Origin of the sequence: Nocardiopsis sp. NRRL B-16309, from assembly GCF_001279585.1 — a bacterium.
In the GTDB taxonomy this organism is placed as follows: Bacteria; Actinomycetota; Actinomycetes; order Streptosporangiales; family Streptosporangiaceae; genus Nocardiopsis.
This window is the reverse complement of the sequence record NZ_LGEC01000068.1, coordinates 71,614-95,326: the sequence shown is the minus strand read 5'-3', so window position 1 is coordinate 95,326 and position 23,713 is coordinate 71,614. Positions and strand designations below refer to the sequence as shown.

General features: G+C 73.8%; 24 protein-coding genes and 1 pseudogene. 14 read left to right on the top strand and 11 right to left on the bottom strand.

From position 1 onward, the window contains the following. From ADL05_RS12735 to ADL05_RS12720, 4 genes are read left to right on the top strand one after another with little or no spacing between them, the layout of a single operon-like run. On the top strand, window positions 1-774 hold the full coding sequence (locus ADL05_RS12735; RefSeq protein WP_053617135.1) for an ABC transporter ATP-binding protein: 774 nt from the start codon (window positions 1-3) through the stop codon (window positions 772-774). Next, window positions 771-1,433 (top strand): ABC transporter ATP-binding protein, encoded by a 663-nt coding sequence (locus ADL05_RS12730; protein WP_053617134.1) that lies wholly within the window; start codon window positions 771-773, stop codon window positions 1,431-1,433. Before ADL05_RS12735 ends, ADL05_RS12730 begins: the two co-directional genes overlap by 4 nt. Continuing rightward, entirely contained in the window at window positions 1,430-2,293 is an 864-nt protein-coding gene (locus tag ADL05_RS12725) for a branched-chain amino acid ABC transporter permease (protein WP_053617133.1), read from the top strand. The genes ADL05_RS12730 and ADL05_RS12725 overlap by 4 nt, the downstream gene beginning before the upstream one ends. Next, entirely contained in the window at window positions 2,290-3,306 is a 1,017-nt protein-coding gene (locus ADL05_RS12720) for a branched-chain amino acid ABC transporter permease (RefSeq protein ID WP_053617132.1), read from the top strand. The genes ADL05_RS12725 and ADL05_RS12720 overlap by 4 nt, the downstream gene beginning before the upstream one ends. A gap of 165 nt (window positions 3,307-3,471) precedes the next feature. Here ADL05_RS12720 and ADL05_RS12715 read toward each other — a convergent pair whose 3' ends face one another. Further along, window positions 3,472-4,344 carry a PaaX family transcriptional regulator C-terminal domain-containing protein gene (locus ADL05_RS12715; protein ID WP_082376349.1) on the bottom strand — a complete coding sequence of 291 codons (873 nt, stop codon included), beginning with the start codon at window positions 4,342-4,344 and terminating at the stop codon, window positions 3,472-3,474. Between the two features lie 150 nt (window positions 4,345-4,494). On the opposite strand from ADL05_RS12715, the gene ADL05_RS12710 reads away from it, so the two are divergent. The 5 genes from ADL05_RS12710 (at window position 4,495) to ADL05_RS12690 (ending at window position 9,705) form a co-directional block, all read left to right on the top strand. Next, entirely contained in the window at window positions 4,495-5,436 is a 942-nt protein-coding gene (locus ADL05_RS12710; protein WP_053617131.1) for an SDR family NAD(P)-dependent oxidoreductase, read from the top strand. Then, the gene (locus ADL05_RS12705) at window positions 5,436-6,335 is read left to right on the top strand and encodes an amidohydrolase family protein (protein ID WP_197285782.1); all 900 of its coding nucleotides are present in this window, start codon (window positions 5,436-5,438) and stop codon (window positions 6,333-6,335) included. The genes ADL05_RS12710 and ADL05_RS12705 overlap by 1 nt, the downstream gene beginning before the upstream one ends. Before the next feature lie 2 nt (window positions 6,336-6,337). Further along, window positions 6,338-7,981 carry a long-chain fatty acid--CoA ligase gene (locus ADL05_RS12700; RefSeq protein WP_053617130.1) on the top strand — a complete coding sequence of 548 codons (1,644 nt, stop codon included), beginning with the start codon at window positions 6,338-6,340 and terminating at the stop codon, window positions 7,979-7,981. A gap of 20 nt (window positions 7,982-8,001) precedes the next feature. Further along, the gene (locus ADL05_RS12695) at window positions 8,002-8,457 is read left to right on the top strand and encodes a MaoC family dehydratase (RefSeq protein WP_053617129.1); all 456 of its coding nucleotides are present in this window, start codon (window positions 8,002-8,004) and stop codon (window positions 8,455-8,457) included. 237 nt (window positions 8,458-8,694) lie between these two features. Beyond that, on the top strand, window positions 8,695-9,705 hold the full coding sequence (locus ADL05_RS12690) for a DUF1109 domain-containing protein (protein ID WP_053617128.1): 1,011 nt from the start codon (window positions 8,695-8,697) through the stop codon (window positions 9,703-9,705). Between the two features lie 117 nt (window positions 9,706-9,822). Here the strand turns inward: ADL05_RS12690 and ADL05_RS12685 are convergent, their stop codons facing one another. From ADL05_RS12685 to ADL05_RS12665, 8 genes and pseudogenes are all read right to left on the bottom strand, one after another. Beyond that, on the bottom strand, window positions 9,823-10,377 hold the full coding sequence (locus ADL05_RS12685) for a S26 family signal peptidase (RefSeq protein WP_053617127.1): 555 nt from the start codon (window positions 10,375-10,377) through the stop codon (window positions 9,823-9,825). Beyond that, window positions 10,377-10,925, bottom strand: a complete 549-nt coding sequence (locus ADL05_RS31760; RefSeq protein WP_231640723.1) for an ATP-binding cassette domain-containing protein — start codon at window positions 10,923-10,925, stop codon at window positions 10,377-10,379. Before ADL05_RS31760 ends, ADL05_RS12685 begins: the two co-directional genes overlap by 1 nt. Before the next feature lies 1 nt (window position 10,926). Further along, window positions 10,927-12,291, bottom strand: a complete 1,365-nt coding sequence (locus tag ADL05_RS12680; protein WP_231640722.1) for an ABC transporter ATP-binding protein — start codon at window positions 12,289-12,291, stop codon at window positions 10,927-10,929. Further along, entirely contained in the window at window positions 12,284-12,838 is a 555-nt protein-coding gene (locus tag ADL05_RS12675) for a redoxin family protein (RefSeq protein ID WP_053617126.1), read from the bottom strand. Before ADL05_RS12675 ends, ADL05_RS12680 begins: the two co-directional genes overlap by 8 nt. 157 nt (window positions 12,839-12,995) lie before the next feature. Next, a pseudogene (locus ADL05_RS32435) lies at window positions 12,996-13,391 on the bottom strand (MauE/DoxX family redox-associated membrane protein); the annotation flags it as partial. A gap of 51 nt (window positions 13,392-13,442) precedes the next feature. Continuing rightward, the gene (locus ADL05_RS30530; RefSeq protein ID WP_156365829.1) at window positions 13,443-13,619 is read right to left on the bottom strand and encodes a hypothetical protein; all 177 of its coding nucleotides are present in this window, start codon (window positions 13,617-13,619) and stop codon (window positions 13,443-13,445) included. Between the two features lie 213 nt (window positions 13,620-13,832). Beyond that, complete coding sequence (locus ADL05_RS30525) at window positions 13,833-14,003, bottom strand: hypothetical protein (protein ID WP_156365828.1); 171 nt, start codon at window positions 14,001-14,003, stop codon at window positions 13,833-13,835. Between the two features lie 253 nt (window positions 14,004-14,256). Further along, a complete protein-coding gene (locus tag ADL05_RS12665; protein ID WP_053617124.1) occupies window positions 14,257-15,288 on the bottom strand; it encodes a LacI family DNA-binding transcriptional regulator in 1,032 nt (343 codons plus the stop codon). Window positions 15,289-15,477: 189 nt separating this feature from the next. Between ADL05_RS12665 and ADL05_RS12660 the strand changes: the two genes are divergently transcribed. The 5 genes from ADL05_RS12660 (at window position 15,478) to ADL05_RS12640 (ending at window position 20,745) form a co-directional block, all read left to right on the top strand. Beyond that, window positions 15,478-16,260, top strand: a complete 783-nt coding sequence (locus ADL05_RS12660; protein WP_053617123.1) for a TIM barrel protein — start codon at window positions 15,478-15,480, stop codon at window positions 16,258-16,260. 55 nt (window positions 16,261-16,315) lie between these two features. Beyond that, the gene (locus ADL05_RS12655) at window positions 16,316-17,377 is read left to right on the top strand and encodes a Gfo/Idh/MocA family oxidoreductase (protein ID WP_053617122.1); all 1,062 of its coding nucleotides are present in this window, start codon (window positions 16,316-16,318) and stop codon (window positions 17,375-17,377) included. A 150-nt stretch (window positions 17,378-17,527) separates the two neighbouring features. Further along, window positions 17,528-18,190, top strand: a complete 663-nt coding sequence (locus ADL05_RS12650; RefSeq protein ID WP_053617121.1) for an AIM24 family protein — start codon at window positions 17,528-17,530, stop codon at window positions 18,188-18,190. Window positions 18,191-18,319: 129 nt separating this feature from the next. After that, entirely contained in the window at window positions 18,320-19,264 is a 945-nt protein-coding gene (locus tag ADL05_RS12645; RefSeq protein ID WP_053617120.1) for a universal stress protein, read from the top strand. Between the two features lie 215 nt (window positions 19,265-19,479). Next, the gene (locus ADL05_RS12640) at window positions 19,480-20,745 is read left to right on the top strand and encodes a hemolysin family protein (protein ID WP_053617119.1); all 1,266 of its coding nucleotides are present in this window, start codon (window positions 19,480-19,482) and stop codon (window positions 20,743-20,745) included. A 256-nt stretch (window positions 20,746-21,001) separates the two neighbouring features. Here the strand turns inward: ADL05_RS12640 and ADL05_RS12635 are convergent, their stop codons facing one another. Further along, window positions 21,002-21,886, bottom strand: coding sequence for a bile acid:sodium symporter family protein (locus ADL05_RS12635; RefSeq protein WP_053617152.1), 885 nt, complete (start codon window positions 21,884-21,886; stop codon window positions 21,002-21,004). A 494-nt stretch (window positions 21,887-22,380) separates the two neighbouring features. Further along, on the bottom strand, window positions 22,381-23,574 hold the full coding sequence (locus tag ADL05_RS12630; protein ID WP_053617118.1) for a CdaR family transcriptional regulator: 1,194 nt from the start codon (window positions 23,572-23,574) through the stop codon (window positions 22,381-22,383). Window positions 23,575-23,713: the final 139 nt, after the last annotated feature.

Here is a 23,713-nt window from a genome sequence, read left to right as displayed (position 1 = left end):
GTGGCCGAACTCCAGATCACCGGGCTCAGCCGCTCCTTCGGCGGGGTGCACGCCGTCCAGGACGTCGACCTCACCGTCGCCGACGGCGAGACCCGCGGCATCATCGGCCCCAACGGGGCGGGCAAGTCCACCCTGTTCAACCTCATCAGCGGGCACCTGCGCCCGGACCGGGGCGGCGTCAGCCTGGACGGGCGCCCCCTGGACCGGCTCCCGGCCCACCGGCGGGCCCGGCGCGGCGTGGCGATCGTCTTCCAGGCCGCCCGGATCTTCCCCGGGATGACCGTGCTGGAGAACGTCATGGTCGGGGCGCACCTGCGCGCGAGCGCCGGGTTCACCGCCGCCGTGCTGCGCCTGCCCGCCCACCGGGCCGCCGAACGGCGGATCCGGGAGCTGGCCCTGGACTCGCTGGACCGCGTGGGCCTGTCCGACCGCGCCGAGGATCCAGCGGCGTCCCTGCCCATCGGCCTGCAGCGCGCCATGCAGCTCGCCCGCGCCCTGTGCGCGGATCCCGCGCTGCTGCTGCTGGACGAACCGGCCTCCGGGCTGCGCGCCCCCGAGCGCGAACGGCTGGCGTCGATCGTGGAGGAGCTGCACGAGGACGGCCAGACGACCCTGCTCATCGAGCACGACGTCGCGTTCGTCTCCAGGCTGTCCGACCGCGTCACCGTGCTGGACCTGGGCCGGGTCATCGCCGAGGGCACGCCGGAGCAGGTGCGCGACGACCCGGCGGTGGTCTCGGCCTACCTCGGCACGGGGGAAGGGGCCGCCGCGTGATCACCGTGGAGGAGCTGGTCGTGCGCTACGGCTCGGCCACCGCCCTGGACGGGGTCGACCTGGAGGTCGGCGCCGGGGAGATGGTCGCACTGGTCGGGCCGAACGGCGCGGGCAAGTCCACCCTCGTCGACACGCTGTCGGGGGTGGTGCGCCCCGCCTCGGGGCGGGTGTCCACCGAGGGCCGGTTCGCGCACGTGCCCGAGGGGCGGCAGCTGTTCGGCGACCTGTCGGTCGAGGACAACCTGCGCCTGGGCGCGTGGAAGGTGCGCGACCGCGACCCCCGGCACGTCTACGGGGTGCTGCCGGACCTGGAGGGGCTGCGCGGGCGCCGCGCGGGCGCCCTCTCCGGCGGCCAGCAGCAGATGGTGGCCGTCGGCCGGGCACTGATGGCCCGGCCGGACGTGCTCGCCGTGGACGAGTTGTCCCTGGGCCTGGCGCCCAAGATCGTCGACGACCTGGTGCGCCACCTGGTCCGTCTGAACCGTGAGGAGGGGATGGCCGTGCTGCTCATCGAGCAGAACGCCCGGTTGGCGTTCGAGGTGTGCTCGCGGGCCTACGTCCTGGAGGCCGGCCGGGTCGTCACCGCCGGAGCGTGCGACGAGCTGGCCCGCGGGTCCGCGGTGGCCCGCGCCTACCTGGGCGGCGGGGTGGCGCCATGATCGCGCTGCTCGCGCACATCGTCAGCGGACTGGCCATCGGGTGCGGGTTCGCGCTGGTGGGCAGCGGTCTGGTGGCCGTGTACCGGGTGACCGGGGTGGTCAACTTCGCCCAGGGCATGTTCGCGGTGGTCGGCGGGCTCTGCGCGTCGGCGTTCCTGGGCGCCGGGATCTGGCACGGCGCCGCCGAACTGCTGGCGGTGGCCGTCGCGGCCGCGGTGGGGGCGGTGACCGGGCTGTTGGCGCTGGGCCGGCCCGGCACCGCGCCGATGACCGCCCTGATCGTGACGCTGGCGGTCGGGTTCCTGGCCTACGCCGTCCTCGTGGCGGTGTTCGGCGACACCCCGCGCTCCACGCCGGGGCTGCCGGGGATGACGTCGCTGCTGGGCGTGCCGGTGCGCCGCCACCATCTGCTGGTCATCGGGGTCACCGCGGTGGTGTTCCTGGCGCTGTGGCTGTTCCTGACCCGCACCTACCTGGGCAAGGCGCTCACCGCGTGCGCGTCCAACCCCTACGCGGCCCGGGTGACGGGGATCCCGGTGGCGCGGATGGCCCAGTTCGCGTTCGTGCTGGCGGGTGTGCTGGGCGGTGTCGCCGGGGTCCTGGTGGCGCCGTTGCGGCCGATGTCGTTCGACTCCGACGTGACGCTGATCGTGCACGGGTTCGCCGCGGCGGTGCTGGGCGGGCTGACCCGGCCGATGGTCGCGCTGGCCGGGGGCGTGCTGCTCGGGGTGGTGGAGGCGCTGGTGGCCGGGTACGGCAACGCGGCCTACCAGACCACGGTCGCCCTCGTGGTGATGCTCGCGGTGATGATCTGGCACGCGGCACGCCGGCCCTCGCTCCACCAGGAGGTGACGGTATGAGGTCCGCGGGTGTGTGGGCGGTCCTGGCCGTGGCCGCGGCCACGCTGGCGCTGCCCCTGGTGCTGGACAGCGGCGGCCTGGCCGTCTACGTGCAGGTGGCGGTGTCGGCGAGCGTGGTGGTGGGGATCTCCCTGCTGATGGGCTACGCCGGGCAGGTGTCGCTGGGCCAGGCGGTGTTCTTCGCCACGGGCGGGTACACGGCGGCGCTGGTGTCGCAGGCGGGCCTGCCCACCCTGGCGGGGCTGCTGGCCGCGCCGGTGGTGGCGGCGCTGTGCGCCCTGGTGCTGGGGCTGCCGCTGCTGCGGCTGCGCGGCCACCACCTGGCCTTCGCCACGATCGCCGTGCACCTGATCTTCCTGGCCGTGGTGGCCCAGACGGACGCGCTGGGCGGCAGTACCGGGCTCCAGGGGATCCCGCTGCTGTCCCTGGGGCCGGTGGAGGTGTCCACGAACCAGGGCTACGCGTACGTGGCCTGGGCCGTGCTGGCGGTGGTGGTGGTCGTGGCCCGCAACATCGTGCGCTCGCGGCCGGGCCGCGCGCTGCGGGCGCTGGCCACGAGCGAGACCGCGGCGGCCTCCTCGGGGATCCCGGTGGGCCGGTACAAGCTCACGGTGTTCGCGGTCTCGGCGGCCTTCGCGGGGGCCGCGGGCGGGGTGTTCGCGTTCTACATCGGCTTCCTGTCGCCGGGGATGTTCCCGGTGTCGATGTCGATCACCTACGTGGTGATGGCGGTGGTCGGCGGTCTGGGCTCGGTGTGGGGCGCGGTGGCCGGCACCGCGCTGGTGACGGTCCTGGTGCACTACCTGGGCGTGCTCGGCACGCTGGGCGGCATGCCGGACTACGCGCCCTCGGTGCTCACCTACGCGGTCTACGGACTGGTGCTGGTGCTGACGGTGCTGTTCCTGCCGCACGGGGTGCTGCCGTCGCTGGCCGACTGGTGGCGGCGGCGGTCGGGCGCCCGCGAGGGGCGGGACCGTGCCGGGGAGGAGGAGCGCGAGGCCGCACCGGCCTGAGGCGGGGGAGGCGGGGCCCGGCACCGCTCCCGTGCCGATCGCGTGCTGGGCCCGTCCCCCGTCGTCGGGGCACGTGCCGGCGCCGATCGGGTGCGGGTCGTGTTCGCGGGCCCGGATCCTGGGCCCGCTCCGGCGCCGGTTCCGGACCGGCACCGGAGCGGTTCCTCAGTCGGCCGGGAGGGTGTCCACGACCTCCTCGACGATCCGGGTCGCGGCCTCCCCGTAGCGCCGGTGCAGGTCGAAGACCAGCTCCTGCGCGGGTACCGCGGGCCAGGGGTCGGGCAGGTAGGCCAGCGGCAGGCGCGGGTCGGTGCGGATCAGCCGCATCCACTCCGAGGTGAGCAGCAGCAGCCGGGCCAGGTCGTCGGGCGCCTCGGGGGCGGGGTCGTCGGTGTCCCAGCGGTCCAGGAAGCGCCGGTACCCCTCGGCCAGGTCGTCGACGTCGTAGGCCTCGTTGACGAGCTGGGCGGCCTGGGTGGGCGCGCCCAGGCGGGCGTGGAAGACGTGGACGTGGTCGGTGAGGCCGAGTTCGTCGACGAAGGCGGTGGTGTCCACGACCGTCGGCGCGATCCACAGTCCGCTGCGCAGGGGGCCGAAACCGGCCCAGGACAGGCGTGTGCGCAGGTCGTGCCGCTGGCGCTGCCAGGACTCCGGCAGTGAGAAGGACAGCAGCGTCCACATGCCGTCCTCGTCGAGGTTGACCACCCCGGCGTCCCAGATGCGCTGGTCGCCGTCGGTGAGCACGTCGACGGCGCGGGGCGTGAGGCCGAAGTAGACGCGCCTCCCGCTGCGCCTGCGGTCGAGCATGCCCCGCTGGGCCATCCGGCTCAGGGTGGAGCGCACGGCCTGTTCGGACACCCCAAGGCGGGCGAAGACGTCGATGAAGGACCCGGAGAAGACCCGCAGGTCCCGGCCCAGGACGAAGCGGCCGAGGAAGGCGAGCATGAGCGACTGCGGCCGTGGCCGTACCGCGCCCGCCGTCCCGGTGTCCGCCGCCTCCTCGGCCTCGGGTTCCCGCTCGACGATGTGTCCTGTCATCCCGCCCCCTCGCTGATCAGCGTAACGGGCGCCGGAGTGCGCCCACCGCACACATTCATCTTATGCATTTTCTTGACCGCCGTCATCATTTCGCATAACTTCGTGGCACTCGCCCAGAGCGGCGCACCCCCTGGAGAACGGAGACAACCGATGGACCTCAGCGGACAGTCGGCCCTGGTGACCGGGGCGGGCCGCGGCCTCGGCCGCGCCTACGCCCTCGAACTCGCCCGCCGCGGCGCCTCCGTCGTCGTCAACGACGCGGACGCCGACGCCGCCACCGCCGTGGCCGAGGAGATCACCGGGGCCGGCGGTACCGCCGTCGCGCACGCCGCCCCCGTGGGCCCCGCCGAGACCGCGCGGGCGCTGGTGGACACGGCCGTGCAGCGGTTCGGCCGCCTCGACGTGCTCGTCGCCAACGCCGGCGTCCTGCGCGACTGCGTGCTGTGGAAGATGTCGGACGAGGACTTCGACACCGTGATCGACGTCCACCTGCGCGGCGCCTTCACCTGCGCCCGCGCCGCCGTCACGCACATGCGCGAGCGCGGGGAGGGCGGGCGGCTCATCATGGTCGCCTCCCCCGCCGGTCAGCGCGGCAACTTCGGCCAGACCAACTACGCCGCCGCCAAGGCGGGCATCGCCGCGATGGTGCGCACCTGGTCGATGGAGTGCGCCCGGGCCGGGATCACCGTCAACGCCGTCGTCCCGGTGGCCGCCACCGCGATGACCGCGACCATCCCCGCGTTCGCCGAGCACGTGGCCGCCGCCCAGGACGAGGGCGTCCCGCTGCCCGGGTGGATGCGCCAGGCCGAGGGCTTCGGCACGCCCGAGGACTGCGCCGGGCTGGTCGCCTACCTCGCCTCCGCCGAGTCCGCGCACGTCACCGGGCAGTGCGTGGGCGTGGGCGGCGACAGGCTGTCCCTGTGGGCGCACCCGCAGGAGGTGTCCGTGGCCTACCGCGACGGCGGCTGGAGCGCGGAGGACATCGGCGCCGTGTGGGCCACGACGCTGGGCCGCGACGAGCAGAGCGTGGGCATCCCGGCTCCCGCCGCGCCCGCCGGGTCCGCGCCGGCCGCGCCCGGGAAGGACGCCTGATGGGCGGCGCGAGCGGCATCGACCTGGACCGCGTCACCGCGATCGACGTGCACACCCACGCCGAGGTCTCCGCCAGGGGCGGCGACGCGATCGGCGAGGACCTGCACGCGGCCTCCGGCGACTACTTCAAGATCGAGGGCGAGCGCCGGCCCACGCTCGACCAGATCGCCGCGCACTACCGCGAGCGCGGTATGGCGTGCGTGGTCTTCCCCGTGGACACCGAGTCCGCGACCGGGCTGCCCGCGGTCCCCAACGAGGAGGTCGCCGAGGCCGCCCTGGCCCACCCGGACGTCCTCATCCCCTTCGCCAGCGTCGACCCGGCCAAGGGCGCCCTGGGCGCCCGACAGGTCCGGCGCCTGGTGGAGGAGTACGGGGTCAAGGGGTTCAAGTTCCACCCCTCGCTGCAGGAGTTCTTCCCCAACGACCGCTCCGCCTACCGGGTCTACGAGGCGATCCGCGAGAGCGGGGCCATCGCGCTGTTCCACACCGGCCAGACCGGGATCGGCGCGGGCGTCCCCGGTGGCGGCGGCATCCGGCTGAAGTACTCCAACCCCCTGCACGTGGACGACGTGGCCGCGGACTTCCCCGGCATGCCGATCATCCTCGCCCACCCCTCCTTCCCCTGGCAGGAGGAGGCCCTGTCCGTCGCGGTCCACAAACCCGAGGTGCACATCGACCTGTCGGGGTGGTCACCGAAGTACTTCCCGCCGATCCTGGTGCAGTACGCCAACACCCTGCTCCAGGACAAGGTCCTCTTCGGCTCCGACTACCCGGTCATCTCGCCCGACCGGTGGCTGGCGTCCTTCGACAAGCTCGACATCAAGCCCGAGGTCAGGCCCAAGATCCTCAAGGACAACGCCGCACGCCTGCTCGGGCTCACCCCCCACCCCGAGGAGTAGCCATGCTCAACGAAGGCCTGGGATCGTGGTCCGCCCGCCGGGCGCGCACCTCGCCCGAACGCGTGGCCGTCGTCCACGAGGGCGCCGCCCTCACCTACGCCGCGCTCCACGCACGTGTGCTGCGCCTGGCCTGGGCGCTGCGGGACCTGGGCGTACGGACCGGCGACCGGGTCGCCTACCTGGGCGGGAACCACCCCGCTCTGCTGGAGGCCCTGCTGGCCTGCGGCACGGTGGGAGCGGTCTTCGTGCCCCTGAACACCCGCCTGGCCACCCCCGAACTGGACGCGATCGTGCGGGACTGCGCCCCCGTGCTGCTGGTCCACGGCGGCGACCACGCCGGGCCCGCGGCCGAACTGCACGCGGCGGGCGCCGTCCCGCACCTGGTCGCCGTCCCGGGCGGCGGGCAGGGTGGCGGGCAGGCAGCCGGGAAGGATCGCGGGAGGCCCGGCGGGGGCGGGAACGGCTCCGCGGGATCCGGCGGCGGCCGCGGCGAGGCGGCCTCCGCGGTCGCGCCGACCCCGACGGCGTCCGCGGCCTCAACCTCGGCCTACGAGGAGCTGATCGCCGCCCACGAGCCCGAGCCCCTCGACGCCCCCGTGGGACTCGACGACGTCTGCATGATCATGTACACGTCCGGGACCACCGGGCGGCCCAAGGGCGCGATGCTCACCCACGGCAACATCACGTGGAACTGCGTCAACGTGCTCCTGGACGTGGACATCACCGCCGACGAGGTCACCCTGGTCACGGCACCGATGTTCCACACCGCCGCGCTGAACATGACCTGCCTGCCCACCCTGCTCAAGGGCGCGCGCGTGGTCATCGCGCCCCGGTTCGACCCGGACCTGACCTTCGACCTCATCGAGTCCGAGCGTGTGACCTGGATGTTCGGCGTCCCGGCCATGTTCAACGCCCTCTCCTCCGCGCCCCGGTGGGCCGAGGCCGACCTGTCCTCGATCCGCATCCTCGAAGCGGGCGGGGCGCCGGTCCCGGACACCACCATCGCCACCTACCAGAAGCGCGGGCTGACGTTCCTCCAGGGCTACGGCATGACCGAGACCTCGCCGGGCGTACTGTTCCTGGGCGCGGCCGACGCCGTGCGCAAGGCCGGTTCGGCGGGCCGGCCCAGCTTCTTCACCGACGCGCGGGTCGTGCGCCCCGACCTGACGCCCGCCGACCCGCACGAAGCCGGGGAGATCGTCGTCCGCGGCCCCAACGTCATGCTCGGCTACTGGGGGCGCGGTGCCGGCACCCCCTCCTCGCACACCACCGACGGCTGGTTCCGCACCGGCGACGTCGCGGTCACCGACGAGGACGGCTACGTCCGGATCGTCGACCGGGTCAAGGACATGTACATCTCCGGCGGGGAGAACGTGTACCCGGCCGAGGTCGAGAACGTCCTGCACGAGCATCCGGACGTCGCCGACTGCGCCGTGATCGGCGTCCCCGACGACCGGTGGGGCGAGGTCGGCCACGCCGTCGTCGTCCTGGCGGAACGGGCCGAGGCCACCGCCGACGACCTCGCCGAGCACTGCCGTCACCACCTGGCGGGCTACAAGGCCCCCAAGTCCTTCGCCTTCACCGAGGCGCTGCCCCGCAACGCCTCCGGCAAGCTCCTCAAGCAGCGCCTGCGCCCCACCCTCTGAACCGAACGGGAGTACCACCCATGCCCATCACCGTGAACGGACTCGACGAACTGCGCGCCGCCGCCGGCCGGGACCTCGGCCACAGTTCGTGGCTGGACATCGACCAGAAGCGCGTCAACCTCTTCGCCGACGCCACCGACGACCACCAGTGGATCCACGTCGATCCCGAGCGGGCGGAGGACGGGCCCTTCGGCGGCCCCATCGCCCACGGCTACCTCACCCTGTCGCTGGTGATCCCGCTGTTCAGCGAGCTGCTCGTGATGGAGGGCATCTCCGTCTCGATCAACTACGGCCTCAACAAGGTGCGCTTCATCTCGCCCGTCCCGGTCGGCTCGCGCATCCGCATGGCCGCCACCCTGGCCGAGGTCACCGACGTGCGCGGGGGCGTCCAGTGCGTCGTCGACGCCACGGTCGAGATCGAGGGCCGGGACAAGCCCGCCGTCGTGGGCCAGGCCGTGTTCCGCTACCTCGCCTGACGCCTGTTCCGAGCCGCGGCCGTGCGACGGCCGCGGCTCCCCCCATGCCCCCGCCCCCGCCGACGACGAGCAGCGATGCGACGGAGGCGGGTCCGGCCGCGGTGGCGCCGGAGGCGGCCGCCCGCTGTGACACGGCCGCCGCCCGTCGTGTCGGCCCGGCAGGCGATGGCGGCGCCGGGCCGGTCGTGGTTGGGTGGAACGCGTTCCACGCCGCCCCCACCGAAAGGCTCCGGGCCCATGAGCTCCCTCGCCCCCGAACCACCCGCGCCACCGTCCCGGGCCGTTCACCTGCTCTGGCTGGTCCTGCTCGGCGTGCCCTGCGCCCTGTCCGCCTGTGGCGTTCTGCTCTTCCTCGGCGTGGACTCCCTGCCGACGCAGGCCCTGGGGCTGCCGCGACCGCTCTGGGTGCTCGCGGCGGCGTTGGTGTGGTCGGCGTCAGGGGCCGCGCTGCTCTGGGTGCTGTCCCAGTGCGAGGCGCCCCGGCCCAGCGCCTCGCTCGCCGTCCTGACCCTGGCGGGGGCGGTGGGCGGGCTCCTGCCCGCCATGATGGTGTCGAGCGGGACGCCGCCGGGCATGCTCTGGCCGGCCGGCGCCCTGGTGTGGGTACTGATCATCTCGGGGTGCGCGGCGGTCACGCTGGCCGCCTCGCCCGTGAGCGGGCCGTGGTGGGTGGTGGGGCTGGTCAGCGCCCTGTTCCTGGGCGGCGCGAGCATCGTGAGCCCGGCGGATCCGGAGGGCGGGCCCGTGACCGTGAGCGCGATCGAGGCGGACTACGCGGCCTACCCGCACGACGTCGTCGTGATCGGCGACACCGACGACTGGCGTCCGTTCGAGGCGCAGGTGTACTCGGGCGAGTTCACCGTCACCTATGACGGACCGGTGCACGTCGTCGTGCGGAGCGGTCCCGACACGGCCACCATGGGCGGCGGGCCCGACCCCCTGCGGTCGCCGTGCAACGACATCGACTCCTTGTGCGAGGAATCGGCCGACGGCGCCTACGTGCTGCCCGTGAACGGCCCGTCGCCGTACGCGTACGGCTCCCTGCCCACGGACCGGATCCGCACGGAGGTGGCCCCCGGCCTCCTCGTGGAGGTGATCCTCGGACGCACCAGCGAGATCCGCCCCGACCCGGAGGAACTCGTCGAAGAGGTGAAGGACCTGGACCTGCGGGTGGCCGAACCGGAGGACCTGAACGCCATCGCCCGGGGCGTGTACGAATGGAACCGGCCCGAGCCCCTGTCCGACTGACGGGCACGACTGACCGGCTGGGCGGGGCGACCGCGTCGCGGCGGCCGCCCGCTGTGACGCGGCCGGACTCGAAAGGCCTCCCGGTGCGCGCCCCCTGCCCACCCGCGGCCCGATCCGTCAGGAACCCGCCCCCGGGTGACCGGCCGGCCCGGCCCCACGGCCCTGGCCGTCGTCCGCCGCCGCGGGGGCCGCGGGCGCCGCGCGCGAGACGGACATCCGCCTGAGGACGGTCCCCAGCACACGGTCGTCCGGAACGGGACCCCACACCCGCGAGTCCGTGCTGTGGCCGGTGTTGTCCCCCAGGACCACCAGCCGTCCGGGCGGCACCGTGCGACCGCTTCCGTCCTCCCCTGCGCTCCCCCCGGGCACGGCGTCGGGAACCCGGTCCCCGGGCAGGGCCGCCACACGCTTGACCACCCAGGGCGGCACCGTGCCCATCAACAGGAGGAGGTCCGGCAGGGCGTCGGTGTCCGGCTGGCCGAGCACGACGACGTCGCCCACGCGCAGCCGCGCGGCGGGGACCCGGCGCACGAGCAGGCGGTCGCCGTGCCGGAACGTGGGCTCCATGCTGTGTCCGACCACCTCCACCGCCACCCGGGTGCGGTTGAGCCACAGCAGCACGCAGGCCGGGACCGCCACCGCGATTCCGGCGGCCACGAGGACCGGCGCCATCACGACCGCGCCACCTCCTCGACCGCCTCGGCCCGGGGCTGGTACCCCCGGGCCTGGAGCCCGAACAGGCGGGCGTAGACGCCCTCAGCGGCGATGAGTTCGTCGTGGGTCCCGGTCTCCACCACCGCGCCCTCGTCCAGGACCGCGATGCGTTCGGCCTCGCGTACCGTGCCGAGCCGGTGGGAGATGAGCAGGCTGGTCCGGCCGCGCCGGTGGGCGCGCAGCCCCGTGTGGATCTCGTGCTCGGCCTCGGCGTCCAGCCCCGAGCTGGGCTCGTCCAGGATGAGCAGGTCCCGCCGTCCGCGCAGGTAGGCGCGGGCCAGCGCCAGGCGCTGCCACTGCCCGCCGGACAGGGGCACACCGCTCTGGTCGCCCCCGTCTCCGTCCTTGTCGCCGCCGGGCATGTCGAAGAACATCCGGGACAGCAGGGTGTCGTAGCCGCGCGGCAGGTCCGCGATGACCGGGTGCGCACCGGCGCGTTCGGCGGCGGCGCGGACGAGTTCCCGCCGGTCCTCGTCGTCGGTGCCGGCGCCGGTGAGGACGTCCACGTCACCGAGCGAGCCCGATGTTCTCGGCCGCCGTCAGGTCGTACTCCATGTAGTCCTGGAACACCGCGCCGATCCGGCGGCGCAGCTCGGCCGGATCCATGTCCCTCAGATCCACCCCGTCCCACAGCACGGCCCCGCGCTCGGGGTCATACATCCGGCACAGCAGCTTCACCAGCGTGCTCTTGCCCGCCCCGTTGCGCCCCACCAGCCCCAGCGAGCCGCCGTGCGGGATCACCAGGTTCACGTCGCGCAGCGTCCACGGGTGCTCGGGCGAGTAGCGGAACCACACCCCCCGGAACTCGATGCCCCGGCGCAGCGCGGGGACGTCACGGGGGCGCTCGGGAACCGTGAGGTCGGCCTCCGAGCCCACGACCTTGAGGTAGTGGTCGAACATCAGCAGCTGGTGGTGGGCCATGGCCACCTCCCGCACCAGTTGGACGAGCGCGTTCTGCACGCCGGAGACCGCGGCGACGAACAGCGTCAGGTCGCCGGGGGTGAGCCGCCCCTGGACCGCGGCCAGGACCGCCCAGACGAGCCCGCCGCCGGCGATCGTGGCGGAGAGGATGCCCAGGAGCGTCTGGGAGGTGAGTTCCCGCTGGTCCATGCGGCGCCGCTGGGCGTTGGACTCGACGCGTTCCCGGTACATCCGGTCGCGCAGGTAGGGACCGACGCCGAAGAGCCGCAGCTCCTTGGCGGCCTGCACGTTGGACAGCAGGTCCCGGAAGAAGAACTCGCGCCGCTCCACCGGGCCGATCCGCCACATCATCGCCGCGCGGGCGCGGGACAGCCGCAGTTCCACGGCCAGGGCGGGCACGGCCGCGGCCAGCACGAACAGGGCCATCCAGGGGCTGATCACCAGCAGCGACCCGAGGAATCCGACGATCGTGACGACCCCGCCGGCGAGTGAGAAGACCGCCGCCACGACCTGGCTCGGGCTGTCGCCGCCCGACTGCTGGGCCAGCCGCAGCCGGTCCAGGAACGCGGGGTTCTCGAAGCGGGACAGCCCGGCGAAGCGCTCGGCCGCGGCGAACAGGCGGTCCTGGGAGAGCAGCCCGACCCGGCGGGCGGTCTCGGCGGTGATGTACTGGACCGCGAAGGGGGCCAGTGCCGCGACGACTCCGGCGGCGGCCAGCCCCAGTCCCAGTGACAGCAGCGTTCCGGTGGAGTCCCCGGTCACCAGCAGGTCCAGGATCAGCTTGGTCTGCCAGGCGATGACCACCGGGACCGCGGCCTGGATCAGCACCAGCAGACCGTGGGTGACGGGCAGGTACCACCCGGTCTGCCAGGCCAGGGCCAGCGCGGCGCCCGCCCCGCGGACGGTCGTGCGCACGCCTCCGGACGCCCGTTCGGCCGTCGGCTCAGACACCGGCCAGGACCTCCACGTCCGAGACGCTGTATCCGCTCGCCAGGACGCGTCCGGCCGCGTCGATCCGGGCCAGGGCGGGGAAGCCGTTCACGCCCAGCGCCGCGGACGCGTCGCCGCCGTGCGCCTCCTGGACCACGCGTGCGACGGGGGTGAGCGCGGCGACCTCCTCCGCCGACTCCTCGGCGTCGCCCACGACGACGGCGAGCACGCGGTCCCGTCCGCCGGGGAAGGACGCGGCCAACTCGGTGAACAGCGGCATCTGCTCGGCGCAGGCGGAGCAGCCCGGGGAGAAGACGCCGACGAGGGTCTCCCCTCCCAGCGTTCCACGGCTCACCGCGGCGCCGTCGGTCGTCCGGGCGGAGAAGTCGCCGACCTCCTCACCGGCCGGAAGCATGATCTGGACTGGTGCGCCGGAGGCCGAGGAACGCAGCTCCCCGATGAGTGCGGTGTGCTCCTTCAGCCGCCGGATCACGCCGACGGTGAGCAGGAGGTTGAGCAGGCACAGCGCTCCGACGAGGACGGACAGTACGGCGACGAAGACGGTCATGGGGGGTGGCACTCCTCGGGACGAGAGGGGAGAACAGGAGCACGATGTCGTCGGTCAGGACGACGAGGAGCCCGCCGAAGGCGCCGACCGCGGCGGAGGCCGCGACGGCACCGGGTTCGGGGAGCGGAACGGACGCGAGGGCGGGCACGAGCCCGGCCACGGCGGTGGCGAGCAGGACGAGGTTGCGGACCAGGTGCACCGGGCGCAGCGGAACGTCGGAGGCCCCGAAGCACCGGCAGGCGACGCGCTCGTCGGCGCGCAGGACCCTGGCCACGGCGGCGCTGAACGCCGCGAGCAGCAGGGCCGCGCTGGCGAGCCCCGCCCAGGACCACCCGGGAACGAGGAGCAGAGGCACCGTTCCGGCCTCCGCCACCACCAGCGCGGCGGCGAGCCGCCGGGATGCGGGAGCGCTCCCAAGCGCCCACCGGGGGGCCAGCCGGCGCACAGCGGTCACGAAACCGTCGAACGCCGCGCGTCCGCGGACCTTGCTGACCGCGGACACGCAGAACACGAGGGCCAGCAGGACCTGGCACGAGATCTGGACGTGGGACATCGGTGGCACCCCGGTGGGACGGGCCCCGGGCAGGGGCTGTTCAGCTACGGGTCAGCAGGGCCGGAAGTACGTGCAGGAGATCGGGGTGCTGCCGGGCGGGTCGCAGCAGTAGCGACGGATGCAGGGGGAAGTGATGGGGGCGTACTCGTACCAGCAGTACGGATTGGCGGTGGCCCTGGCCTTGGGGACGACGGCGGCGAGAAGCCGGTCGCCTAGTGAGCCGAACATGGGGGGTTCCCTTCCGATCAGGGGAGGCCGTGGCCGACCGGGACGATCCGACGGCCCATGGCACTCCGTGTCCGGTCCGCGCCGGTGGTGGCGGACCCGGCCGCCGGTGACTCCCGGCGGCCGTCGGCCACGCTAGGGAGGGCGGCTACATGTGGGATACATGCGCGATACACGCGCAGGTCGTGACGGGTGTTCCCACGGGGTCGAGATCGGTCAGCAGTAGTGCACCGACCAGTTGCCGCACGAGTAGGTGGTGTTGACGCAGCAGGTCCGGCAGACCAGGCGGCCGTCGTGGTTGGCGCGCTCCTTGTAGCAGAAGCCGGCGCTCGCCTCGGTCTTGGGGACGACGAGGGAGAGCAGGCGGTCGCTGAGCGATCCGAGCATGGCGGGTTCCTTGTCTCTCTGCGTGAGCGGAGCGGTGCTCCGAGCCGTCCACCGCGTGTGGCGGCTGCCCGCCACGCTAGGAGGCACGCCTACACAGGGGATACAGGACCGATACACACGCTGCTCACCGCCGTGGGACCGCCCGGTCCGGGCGTTCATCGGGAACCGCGCCGGTCAGTCCAGGAACGCCAGGGCGTTCTCCAGGCGCCCCGACAGGTCACGCTCCGCCCCGCGGAGCCGCGCTCGTCGACCGTCAGGAGCCGTCGCGCGGCGGGGCCGTGGTCCCGCGGACGACGAGGCGGGGCGCGACGACCGTCTCGCCCGGTGTCTCCTCCCCCTCCAGGCGGGCGATGGCCCGGCCGACCGCCAGGTCCGCCAGGCGCGCCGCGTCCTGGGCGACCGTCGTGAGGTCGATGTGGGCCAGCCGGGCCAGGCGGCTGTCGTCGAAGCCGACGACCGAGACCTCGTCCGGCACCCGCACGCCGGCCCGGAGGAGGACGTCCAGGATCCCCGAGGCGCAGTCGTCGTTGAAGGCGAGGACGGCGGTGGGCGGCGGGCCGTCGGCGAGGAGCCCGCGAGCCGCGCGGGCCCCGTCCTCCTCCCCCGTGCCGGCCGCCACGACGCGGGCACGCTCGGCCAGCCCGTGGCGGCGCAGGGCCGTGCGGTAGCCGCGCCGCCGGTCCGCGGCGCCGGGCGCCCGACCGCCGTCGACGTGGACGATGTCGCGGTGGCCCAGACCGACCAGGTGGTCCACCGCCCGGCGCGCCCCCTCGTCGTCGGCCGTGCGCACAACCTCCACCCCCGCCACGGCCGGCCTCAGCCTCCGGGCGACGGACACCACGGGCAGCCCCGCCGAAAGCTCGGCCAGGCGGGCGGCCGGGGCCTGCGGGCCGAGCAGGATCAGGGCCTCGCAGCGGTCGTCGAGCAGCGACTGCGCCGCGCGTTCCTCGCCCCGTCCGGCGGCCACCGCGCTCAGCGCGAGCTGGTATCCGGCCGGCTCGGCGACGGCGTACAGGCCCTCGACCAGGTCGGCGTGGAAGGGCTGCTGGAGGCCGAACTGCACGCCGAGCAGGCGGGACCGGTGGCTGCGCAGGAGCCGGGCCCGCGTGTCCGGACGGTAGCCGATCTCCCGGGCGGCCCGCAGGACCCGCTCGCGTGTGGCCTCCCCCGCGCCCTTGGCCCCGCGCATGACGATGGACACCAGGGCCGTGGACACCTCGGCGCGCGCCGCGACGTCGGCGAGGGTCGGGCGCCTCCCGCGGGGGCCCGGCGTCGTCGGTGGCACGGCTGGCCCTCCTCGTCGGCGTCGACTGCTGCTGCTGCTGCTGCCCGATGATCGTAGGCCACTCCCGGCGGAGGCCCGTCACTCGACTATAACGTTCTAGTTTTGCCCGGGAACCCCTTGACGCCCGCGGGCGGCTGCCGGTCTACTGACGCCAGGTAACTAGAACGTTCTAGCGCAAAGGCGGAAGAGATGCGCACACTGGCGGCCTGCGCCGAGATGCTGTTTTTGGACCGGCCGGTCCAGGACCGCGCACGGCGCATCCACAACCTCGGCTTCGAGGTGGAGATCTGGGACTGGACGCGGCACGACCTGGACGCGCTGGCGCGCACCGGAGCCGTGTTCTCCTCGATGACCGGCTACATCCGGGGCACCCTGACCGATCCGGACGGCGCGGCCGAACTGCTGCTCACCGCCGAGGATTCCGTCCGGGCCGCCGAACGCCTGGGCTGCCCCCGGCTGAACCTGCACGGCACCGGCCTGGACGACCGGGGCCTGCCGGTGCGCCCGGTCGACGGGGCGGCGACCGGCCCCATGTGGATCGCCGCCCACCGCACGCTCACCCGGCTCGCCGAACTCGGCGCGCGGGCGGGGGTCACCTTCACCCTGGAGAACCTCAACACCGCCGTGGACCACCCCGGCGTGCCCTTCGCCAGGGCCGAGGACACGCTGTCGCTGGTCGCGGCGGTCGACCACCCGGGGCTGCGGATGAACCTCGACCTCTACCACGCGCAGATCGGCGGGGGGAACCTCATCGAACTCCTGCGCCGGGCGCACGGCCAGGGCCTGATCGGCGAGGTCCAGGTCGCCGACGTCCCCGGCCGCCAGGAGCCCGGAACGGGGGAGATCGCCTATCCGGCCATCGCCCGCGCACTCGCCGACCTCGGCTACGAGGGCACGGTCGCCCTGGAGGCCTGGGCCTCGACCGACGGAGAGCTCGCACTGGAACGCTTCCGGGCCGCCTTCACCCCGTGACCACGGACCCGCGGCCGCACTGACACCACCATCACCACGACACACGGAGAACGCCATGAGTCCCCACGACACCGGCCACGGCGCGGTCGCGTCCACCACCGCGCCTCCCCTGGCCGTCGGCCTCGTGGGCGCCGGACGGATGGGCGCCTTCCACGCCCGCACGCTCGCCCAGCGCCTGCCCGGGGTCCGGCTCGCCGCCGTCGCCGACCCCACTCCGGGGACGGCCCGCGCCCTGGCCGACGATCTCGGCTGCCCCACGGCCCTGACCGACATCGACCGGCTCCTCGCCGACCCGGGCATCGACGCGGTCGTGATCGCCTCCCCCGCGCGAACCCACGCCGACCTGGTCGTGGCCGCCGCCCGCGCGGGCACACCGGTCTACTGCGAGAAGCCGATGGCGCTCACCCTCGCCGACGCGGACCGCGCCATCGGTGCCGCCCGGGAGGCGGGTGTGCAGCTCCAGGTCGGCTTCAACCGGCGCTTCGACGCGGGCTTTCGCGCGGCCCGCGACCGGATCGACGCAGGGGCGGTCGGCACGCCGCAGATCCTGCGCTCGCTCACCCGGGACCCGCGGCTGGCCGACCCGGCCCGGATCCCGCCGTGGACGATCTTCCTGGAGACGCTCATCCACGACTTCGACACCCTGCGCTTCCTCAATCCGGGGGCCGAGCCGGTCGAGGTCTCCGCCATGGCCGACGCGCTGGTCCGCCCGGACTTCCGGGACCGCGGACTGCTCGACACCGCGGTGGTCACCATCCGGTTCGACAACGGGGCCCTGGCGACCGCCGAGGCCAGCTTCCAGGCCGTCTACGGCTACGACGTCCGCGGCGAGGTCTTCGGCTCGGGCGGCATGGTGACGATGGGCGACGCGCGCCGCACCCATCTGACCTCCTACGGCCCCGACGGGATCCGCGCCGACTGCGTCACCTACGACCAGGACCTCTTCCACGACGCCTACGTGGCCGAGCTGAGGGACTTCACCGACAGCGTTCGCGCCGGCCGGGCCGCGGCCGTCGGCGGCGCGGACGCGCGCGCCGCCCTGGCCGTCGCCCTCGCCGCCGTCCGTTCGGTCACGACCGCACGCCCGGTCCGGCTCGACGAGCTCGAAGGCCCGTGACCGGAGCGGGAACCGGCGGCACGCGGCGGGTCGGGCCCCGGAGCCCCGGCCCGCCGTGCGGGCGGCAGGGCGACCGGATTGGAAGCCTATCGCCTGACTTGTCCGGCGAGTCGCGTGCCACCGACCACCCGGAAACGGCAGGATCGGTGCATGCGCAGCGAACTCTTCGACCGGGCCCGCGAGAACAGCCGGCCCGGCATGACCCTCCAGAACGACAAGATGCTCCGCGTGGGCCTCGACGGCGAGGTGCTCGCCCGCCAGGGATCGATGGTCGCCTACCAGGGCGAGATCGACTTCTCCTACGAGGGCGCGGGCGGCATCGGCCGGTTCCTCAAGAAGTCCTTCAGCGGCGAGGGCCTGCCGCTGATGCGCGTCACCGGCCGCGGCGACGTGTTCCTGGCCAAGGACGCCTGGGACATCCACCTGATCGACCTGGAGGAGGACGCCCTCACCGTCAACGGCGCCAACGTGCTCGCCTTCGAGACCGGTCTGACCTGGGACATCCGGCGGGTCGAAGGCGCCGGGATGATGTCGGGAGGCCTGTTCAACACGGTCTTCAGCGGGCGGGGACGCGTGGCGGTCGCCTGCCACGGTTCGCCGGTGCTGCTCAACGTCGACCAGCCGACCTTCGTCGACACCGACGCCGCGGTCGCCTGGTCCGGCTCACTGCGCGCCGGTGTGCGGCGGACCATGAAGGCCGGGGCGCTCGTCGGCCGCGGCAGTGGCGAGGCGGTCCAGCTCTCCTTCGAGGGCCAGGGCTTCGTCCTCGTGCAGGCCTCCGAAGGCGCCCCCGCGCCCGCCCCGCAGGGCTGAGCCGCCCCCGGGCCCACGGCCTTCTCGGGCCGGCCGTGAGCCGCCTGGTCGCCGCGTACCGGGTTTAGCCCGGCGGCTACACGGAAGACCAGGAGTAAGGCACAGGATTCAGCGCCCCGAGGAGCCGCGATGGGCGAGGACGCGCCCGACCCGCCGAAGGTGCTGGTGGGGGTCGACGGGTCATCCACAGCACACGAGGCGCTGGTCTGGGCAGCGGCGGAGGCCGACCGGCGCGCCGTGCCCCTGGTCGTGGTGTACGCGCTGTCCGTGCCGCTGGCGCGAGCGGGCGACACCGAGGTCCTGCGCCTGGCCCCGTCCGACGCGGCGGTCGCGCACGGCGAGCTGGTGCTCGCCGACGCGGCCGAACACGTGCGTACGCATCGGCTGACCGATCAGGTCGAGACGAGCCTGGCCTTGGAGAAACCCGCGGTCGCGCTGATGCGCAGGTCCGGACCGGCGGACGTGATCGTCGTCGGTTCGCGCGGGCTGGGCGCCCTGGGCTCCGCCTTCCTCGGATCGACGAGCGTGCGACTGGCCGCTCGGGCCGCCTGCCCGGTGGTCGTGGTCCACGGCACGTCCGACGCCGGTGCCCGCGCCGAGCCGCGGCGGATCGTGGTGGGCGTGGACGGCTCCGAGTGCTCCCAGCGGGCACTGGCGTTCGCCCTGGAACAGGCCTCCGGAGGCGCGGGCGCCTCGCTGGTGGTGGTGAACAGCATGGAGACGCCCACTCCCTTCGCCTCGCAGTCCCTGGTCACCATGAGCGGACAGGCACCGGACCGGTGGCCGGAACACCTGTCGAAGGGCCTGGTCACGGACATGATCGAGCAGGTCGGAGCGGACACCGCCGACAACGTCGACGTCAGCGTCGTCTGTACACGGCAGCACCCGGCCGACGCACTGCTGACCGAGGGCGCCGAAGCCGACCTGGTGGTGCTCGGCTCCCGTGGCCGGGGCGGCCTGCGCGGCCTCTTCCTCGGATCGGTGAGCCAGAGCGTGCTCCACCGGGCCCGCGTCCCCGTCGCCGTCATTCCGCACCACAGCGTCCGCGAGGCGGACTCCGCCGACCAGGAATGACCACCGGAGCGGGGCCGGCCGCGACAGGCACGGAGGTCCACGCGCCGGACCGGCCGCACGGCCTCCCCTGAGCCCGGAGCCCGCGCCACGAGGCGCGCCCGGCGCCGTCGGGCACCCGTGAACGCCACCTGGGGCGGGACTGTGGGAGGCTCTGGTGTCACGGCCCGCACCGGGGTCGCCCACGACCACTCCAGCATCGAAAGACGGCAGCAGTTATGGAAAGCTACGGGGTTCAGCTCGGCCTCGTCTTCGTCCTCGTTCTCGTCAACGCCCTGTTCGCGGGCAGCGAGATCGCCCTGATCACTCTCAGGGAAGGGCAGATCAAGCAGCTCGCCGCACGCGGACCGGGCGGTCGGGCGGTGGCTCGTCTGGCGCAGGACCCCAACCGCTTCCTGGCCACCATCCAGATCGGGATCACCCTCGCGGGCTTCCTCGCCTCAGCCACCGCCGCCGTCTCCCTGGCCCAACCGCTCGTCGGACCGATGAGCTTCCTCGGCTCCGCCGCCGCCCCCGTGTCGATCGTCCTGGTCACCGTGGTCCTGACCTTCGTCACACTGGTCTTCGGCGAGTTGGCGCCCAAGCGCATCGCCATGCAGCGGGCCGAGACCTGGGCGGTGATGGTCTCCCGGCCGCTGAACCTGCTCGCGACGCTCTCCCGCCCCGTGGTGTGGCTGCTGAGCATCTCGACCAACCTGGTGGTGCGCCTGACGGGCGGCGACCCCTCCGCGGCCAAGGAGGAGATCAGCGAGGAGGAGCTGCGCGACATGCTCGCCACCCAGCGGGGCATGACCCGCGAGCAGCGCACCATCATCTCCGGAGCCTTCGAGATCGACGACCGGCGCCTGCGCCAGGTCGTCGTCCCCCGCGGCGAGGTCTTCACCATCCCCTCCCGCACACCCGCGGACCAGGCGGCGCAGATGCTCGCCGAGCAGGGCCACTCGCGGGCGCCGGTGGTGGACGACGACGACCTCGACGACGTGCTCGGCGTCGTGCACTGGTCCGATCTGGTCCGTGGTGAGGGCAGCACCCGGGAACTCGCCCGCGAACCGCTGCTCCTGCCCGACTCCCTGGTCGTGTCGCTCGCGCTGCGCCGCATGATCGCCGAACACCAGCAGCTGGGCGTGGTCGTCAACGAGATGGGCGGGGTCGACGGGATCGTGAGCCTGGAGGACCTGCTGGAGGAGATCGTCGGCGAGATCTACGACGAGACCGACTCCGACGTCCGTACCGTGTCCCACAACGAGGACGGATCGCTCACCCTGCCCGGGACCTACCCGGTGCACGACCTGCCCGACATCGACGTCCACCTCAGCGACGTTCCCGAGGGCGACTACGTCACCATCGCCGGTCTGATCATCGCCGTCCTGGGCCACATCCCCCAGGAGGCCGGGGAAGAGGTGGAACTCGACTCGTGGCGGGCCAGGGTCGACCAGGCCAACGGGCGCACCATCACCCAGGTGACCCTGTTTCCCCCGGAGTAGTACCCGGCCGCTCCGGTGGAGCCGCCGAGACGGTGCCATGGCCACCGGGACGTGAGACGCGCGCCCGCCCCGCTCGGCTGGACGAACGCCACGGCGCCCCCTGACGCACCGGTGTCCGGGGAGCGCCGTGCTCCCCGGACACCGGCTGCCCTCCTGGTGCGCGCGGACGCCCTCGTCACGGCCGGGGCCTCAGGGGCCGCGGGGGCGGCAGATCAGCCGGGGCGGACCATGAGCCGGGAGCCATCGGAGGGACCGGTCAGCCGACTTCGGCCACCCGGCTGTTCGCGGCCCGTCCCGCTCTGGCCAGCAGGTAGGCCGCGACCGAGGCGGGCAGGTACATCAGCACGCCGTAGACCGCCGCGGGCAGCGCCAGGGCCTCGTCGCCGAGCACGGAGACCGCCACGGCGATCGCCAGCGTCGCGTTGTGGATGCCGATCTCCATCGCGGAGGCGGTGGCGTCGCCGCGCGTCACCCCGAACAGGCGGGGCACGAGGTAGCCGACGCCCAGGCTCAGCACCGACAGGAGCAGGGCGGCCGGGCCCAGCGTGGTGATGTTGTCGCGCAGGACGTCGAACTGCGAGACGACGGCGGCCAGGATGACCAGGGCGAGCACCACCGTGGAGCCGATCTTGACCGTCTTGCCCATGCCCTGGGCCCAGCCCGGGAACCGGCCGCGCACCGCCATGCCGATGGCGACCGGGACGAGCACGATCGCGAACACCTGGAGCACCTTGGCGAACTGCAGCCCGATGGAGGCGTCGTCGCCGAGGAAGTACGTGATGGACAGGCCGACCACGATCGGCAGCGTGAAGACGGACAGCACCGAGTTCACGGCGGTGAGCGTGATGTTGAGCGCCACGTTGCCGCGGGCCAGGTAGCTGAAGAGGTTGGCCGAGGAGCCGCCGGGCGAGGCGACCAGGAGCATCATGCCGACCGCCAGCACACCGCTCAGTCCGAAGACCTGGACCAGTCCCAGACAGATCAGCGGCAGGACGACGATCTGACAGACCAGCGAGATGAGGGCGGCCTTCGGGAACCGGACCACCCGGCCGAAGTCGCCCGCGGTCAGCGACAGGCCGAGGCCGAACATGACCAGGCCCAGGGCCAGCGGGAGGCCCAGGGTGAAGAGGGGGGAACTCATGTGTACTCCTTGGTGGTCCTGGATCGCGCGGGCGCTCCGCACGGTGCTTCGCGTGGAGCTGCGGGCGAGGCCAGGGAGACCGGGGCTTCGGCCGTCCGGTGCGGGGAAGGCGTCGGGCACGCCGACGGGGTCGTGGGCCGACCCCGTGGTGTCGGGGCGCATCCGGCACGGGACGGAGGCGGTCGGCGGTGAGCGGGTCCCGGAGCGGACGAGGTCGTCGCCCGCCCCGTGGCCGGTTCCCTCCATGGTCGGGGGCCCGACACGAAGCGGCAATGTTCCCGTTGCATGAACCTGGGCGGCCGGTGTTGTGCACATGCCCAACGAGCGGTGGAGTGCGCGAACGCGCGACGGGGTGCGTACCGCAGTGCCCACGCGGCGCACGGTGCACCGCCACCGGTTTCGGCAGGGAGCGCGACGGACGTCGGAGGGTCAGATCGGGGGTGCGGCGGACCGCCGCAGGCGTCCACGCGGCGCGCGGGGCACCGCCACGGGCGTCAGCGGGGCAGGCCGGTGGCGCGTAGCGCCAGCGCCCAGCCGAGGCGGGCCTCACCGGACTCCACGGGCCGGCCGGTGAGCTCGGCGACGCGGGCGAGGCGGTTCAGCACCGTGTTGCGGTGGCAGTAGATCCGTTCGGCCGTCCGGGCGACCGAGCAGCCCTCGTCCAGCCACACGCGCAGGGTGCGCAGCAGGACGGAGCGTTCGGGACCGGAGGCCAGGACCCCGGACAGGTACCGGGCGACCATGAGGTCGGCGATCTCCGGGTCCCCGGCCAGGCACGCCTCCGCCAGGCGCGCGTCGAGGCACGCGACCTCCCCCGTGCCCGGCGCCAGCGTGCGCAGGGCGCGCTCGGCCAGGCGCAGGGCCGTGTCGGCCGCCGCCGGTTCCTCGAACACCGGGGAGACGCCGGCGGTACCGACCTCCGCCTCGCGCAGCACGTCCGCCAGCGCGCCCGGTTCGGCGGTCCCGAGGCGGACCAGACCGGCGTACCGCTGCGCCCAGGGGCGCCAGAACGACCACATCCCCGCGTCGAGCAGCGCCGGGCCGGGGTTGGGCGGCGCCGCCGGGTTCTCGCCGAGGTCGATCACCACCAGGGCGTACCGGTCGCGTGCGGGCAGGCCGAGGGCCTCGGTCGCGGCCGACATCACCACCGGATCCCGGCCGCGGCCTTCGAGCAGGGCCGCGAAGAGGGCGCCGCGCCGCGAGTCCTGGTGGCGCAGCAGTTCGAGCTGGGTCAGCCGGTAGGCGTCGGCCATCACGGTCGAGAAGCGGTCGACGATCTCCCACAGCGCGCCCGCCACCTCCAGGCCCGCGTCCTGCTCGGCCGGCACCGCGCCGCGCAGCAGATCGGCCATGGCCTGCCACAGCACCCGGCCGCCGCGCCGGTAGGCGAGCAGCACGGTGTCCAGCGGCATGCCCTGCTCCGCCCGGCGCCGCCCGGTCTCGGTGGCGGCGGCCTCGATGTCACCGGCGCTCGCCGGGATCCCGCCGAACGCCTGTAGGGACAGGAGCACGTTGTGCCGGCAGACGGCGTGCAGATCGGCGACCGGGACCGGACTGCCGGAGGCGTAGGCCGGGCTGTGCTCGCAGATGTCGGCGACCACGCGGCGGGTGAGCCCCTCGACGTCCGCGAGCAGCGTTCGTGCCAGTCGGCCGCGCAGCGCGCGTCCGGTTCCTTCGCCCTCGGTCATGCGGCCACGTTAGGCGTCCGCACAGCGCGGAGGGAAGCCCGGTGCCCGTACTTGGCCGTACGCCCAGTCGGGACGGGCGCATGGTGGGCATCCGCCCATGGCCGACGGCCGGGGCGCTGTCGGATGCTGGCGGAGTCCA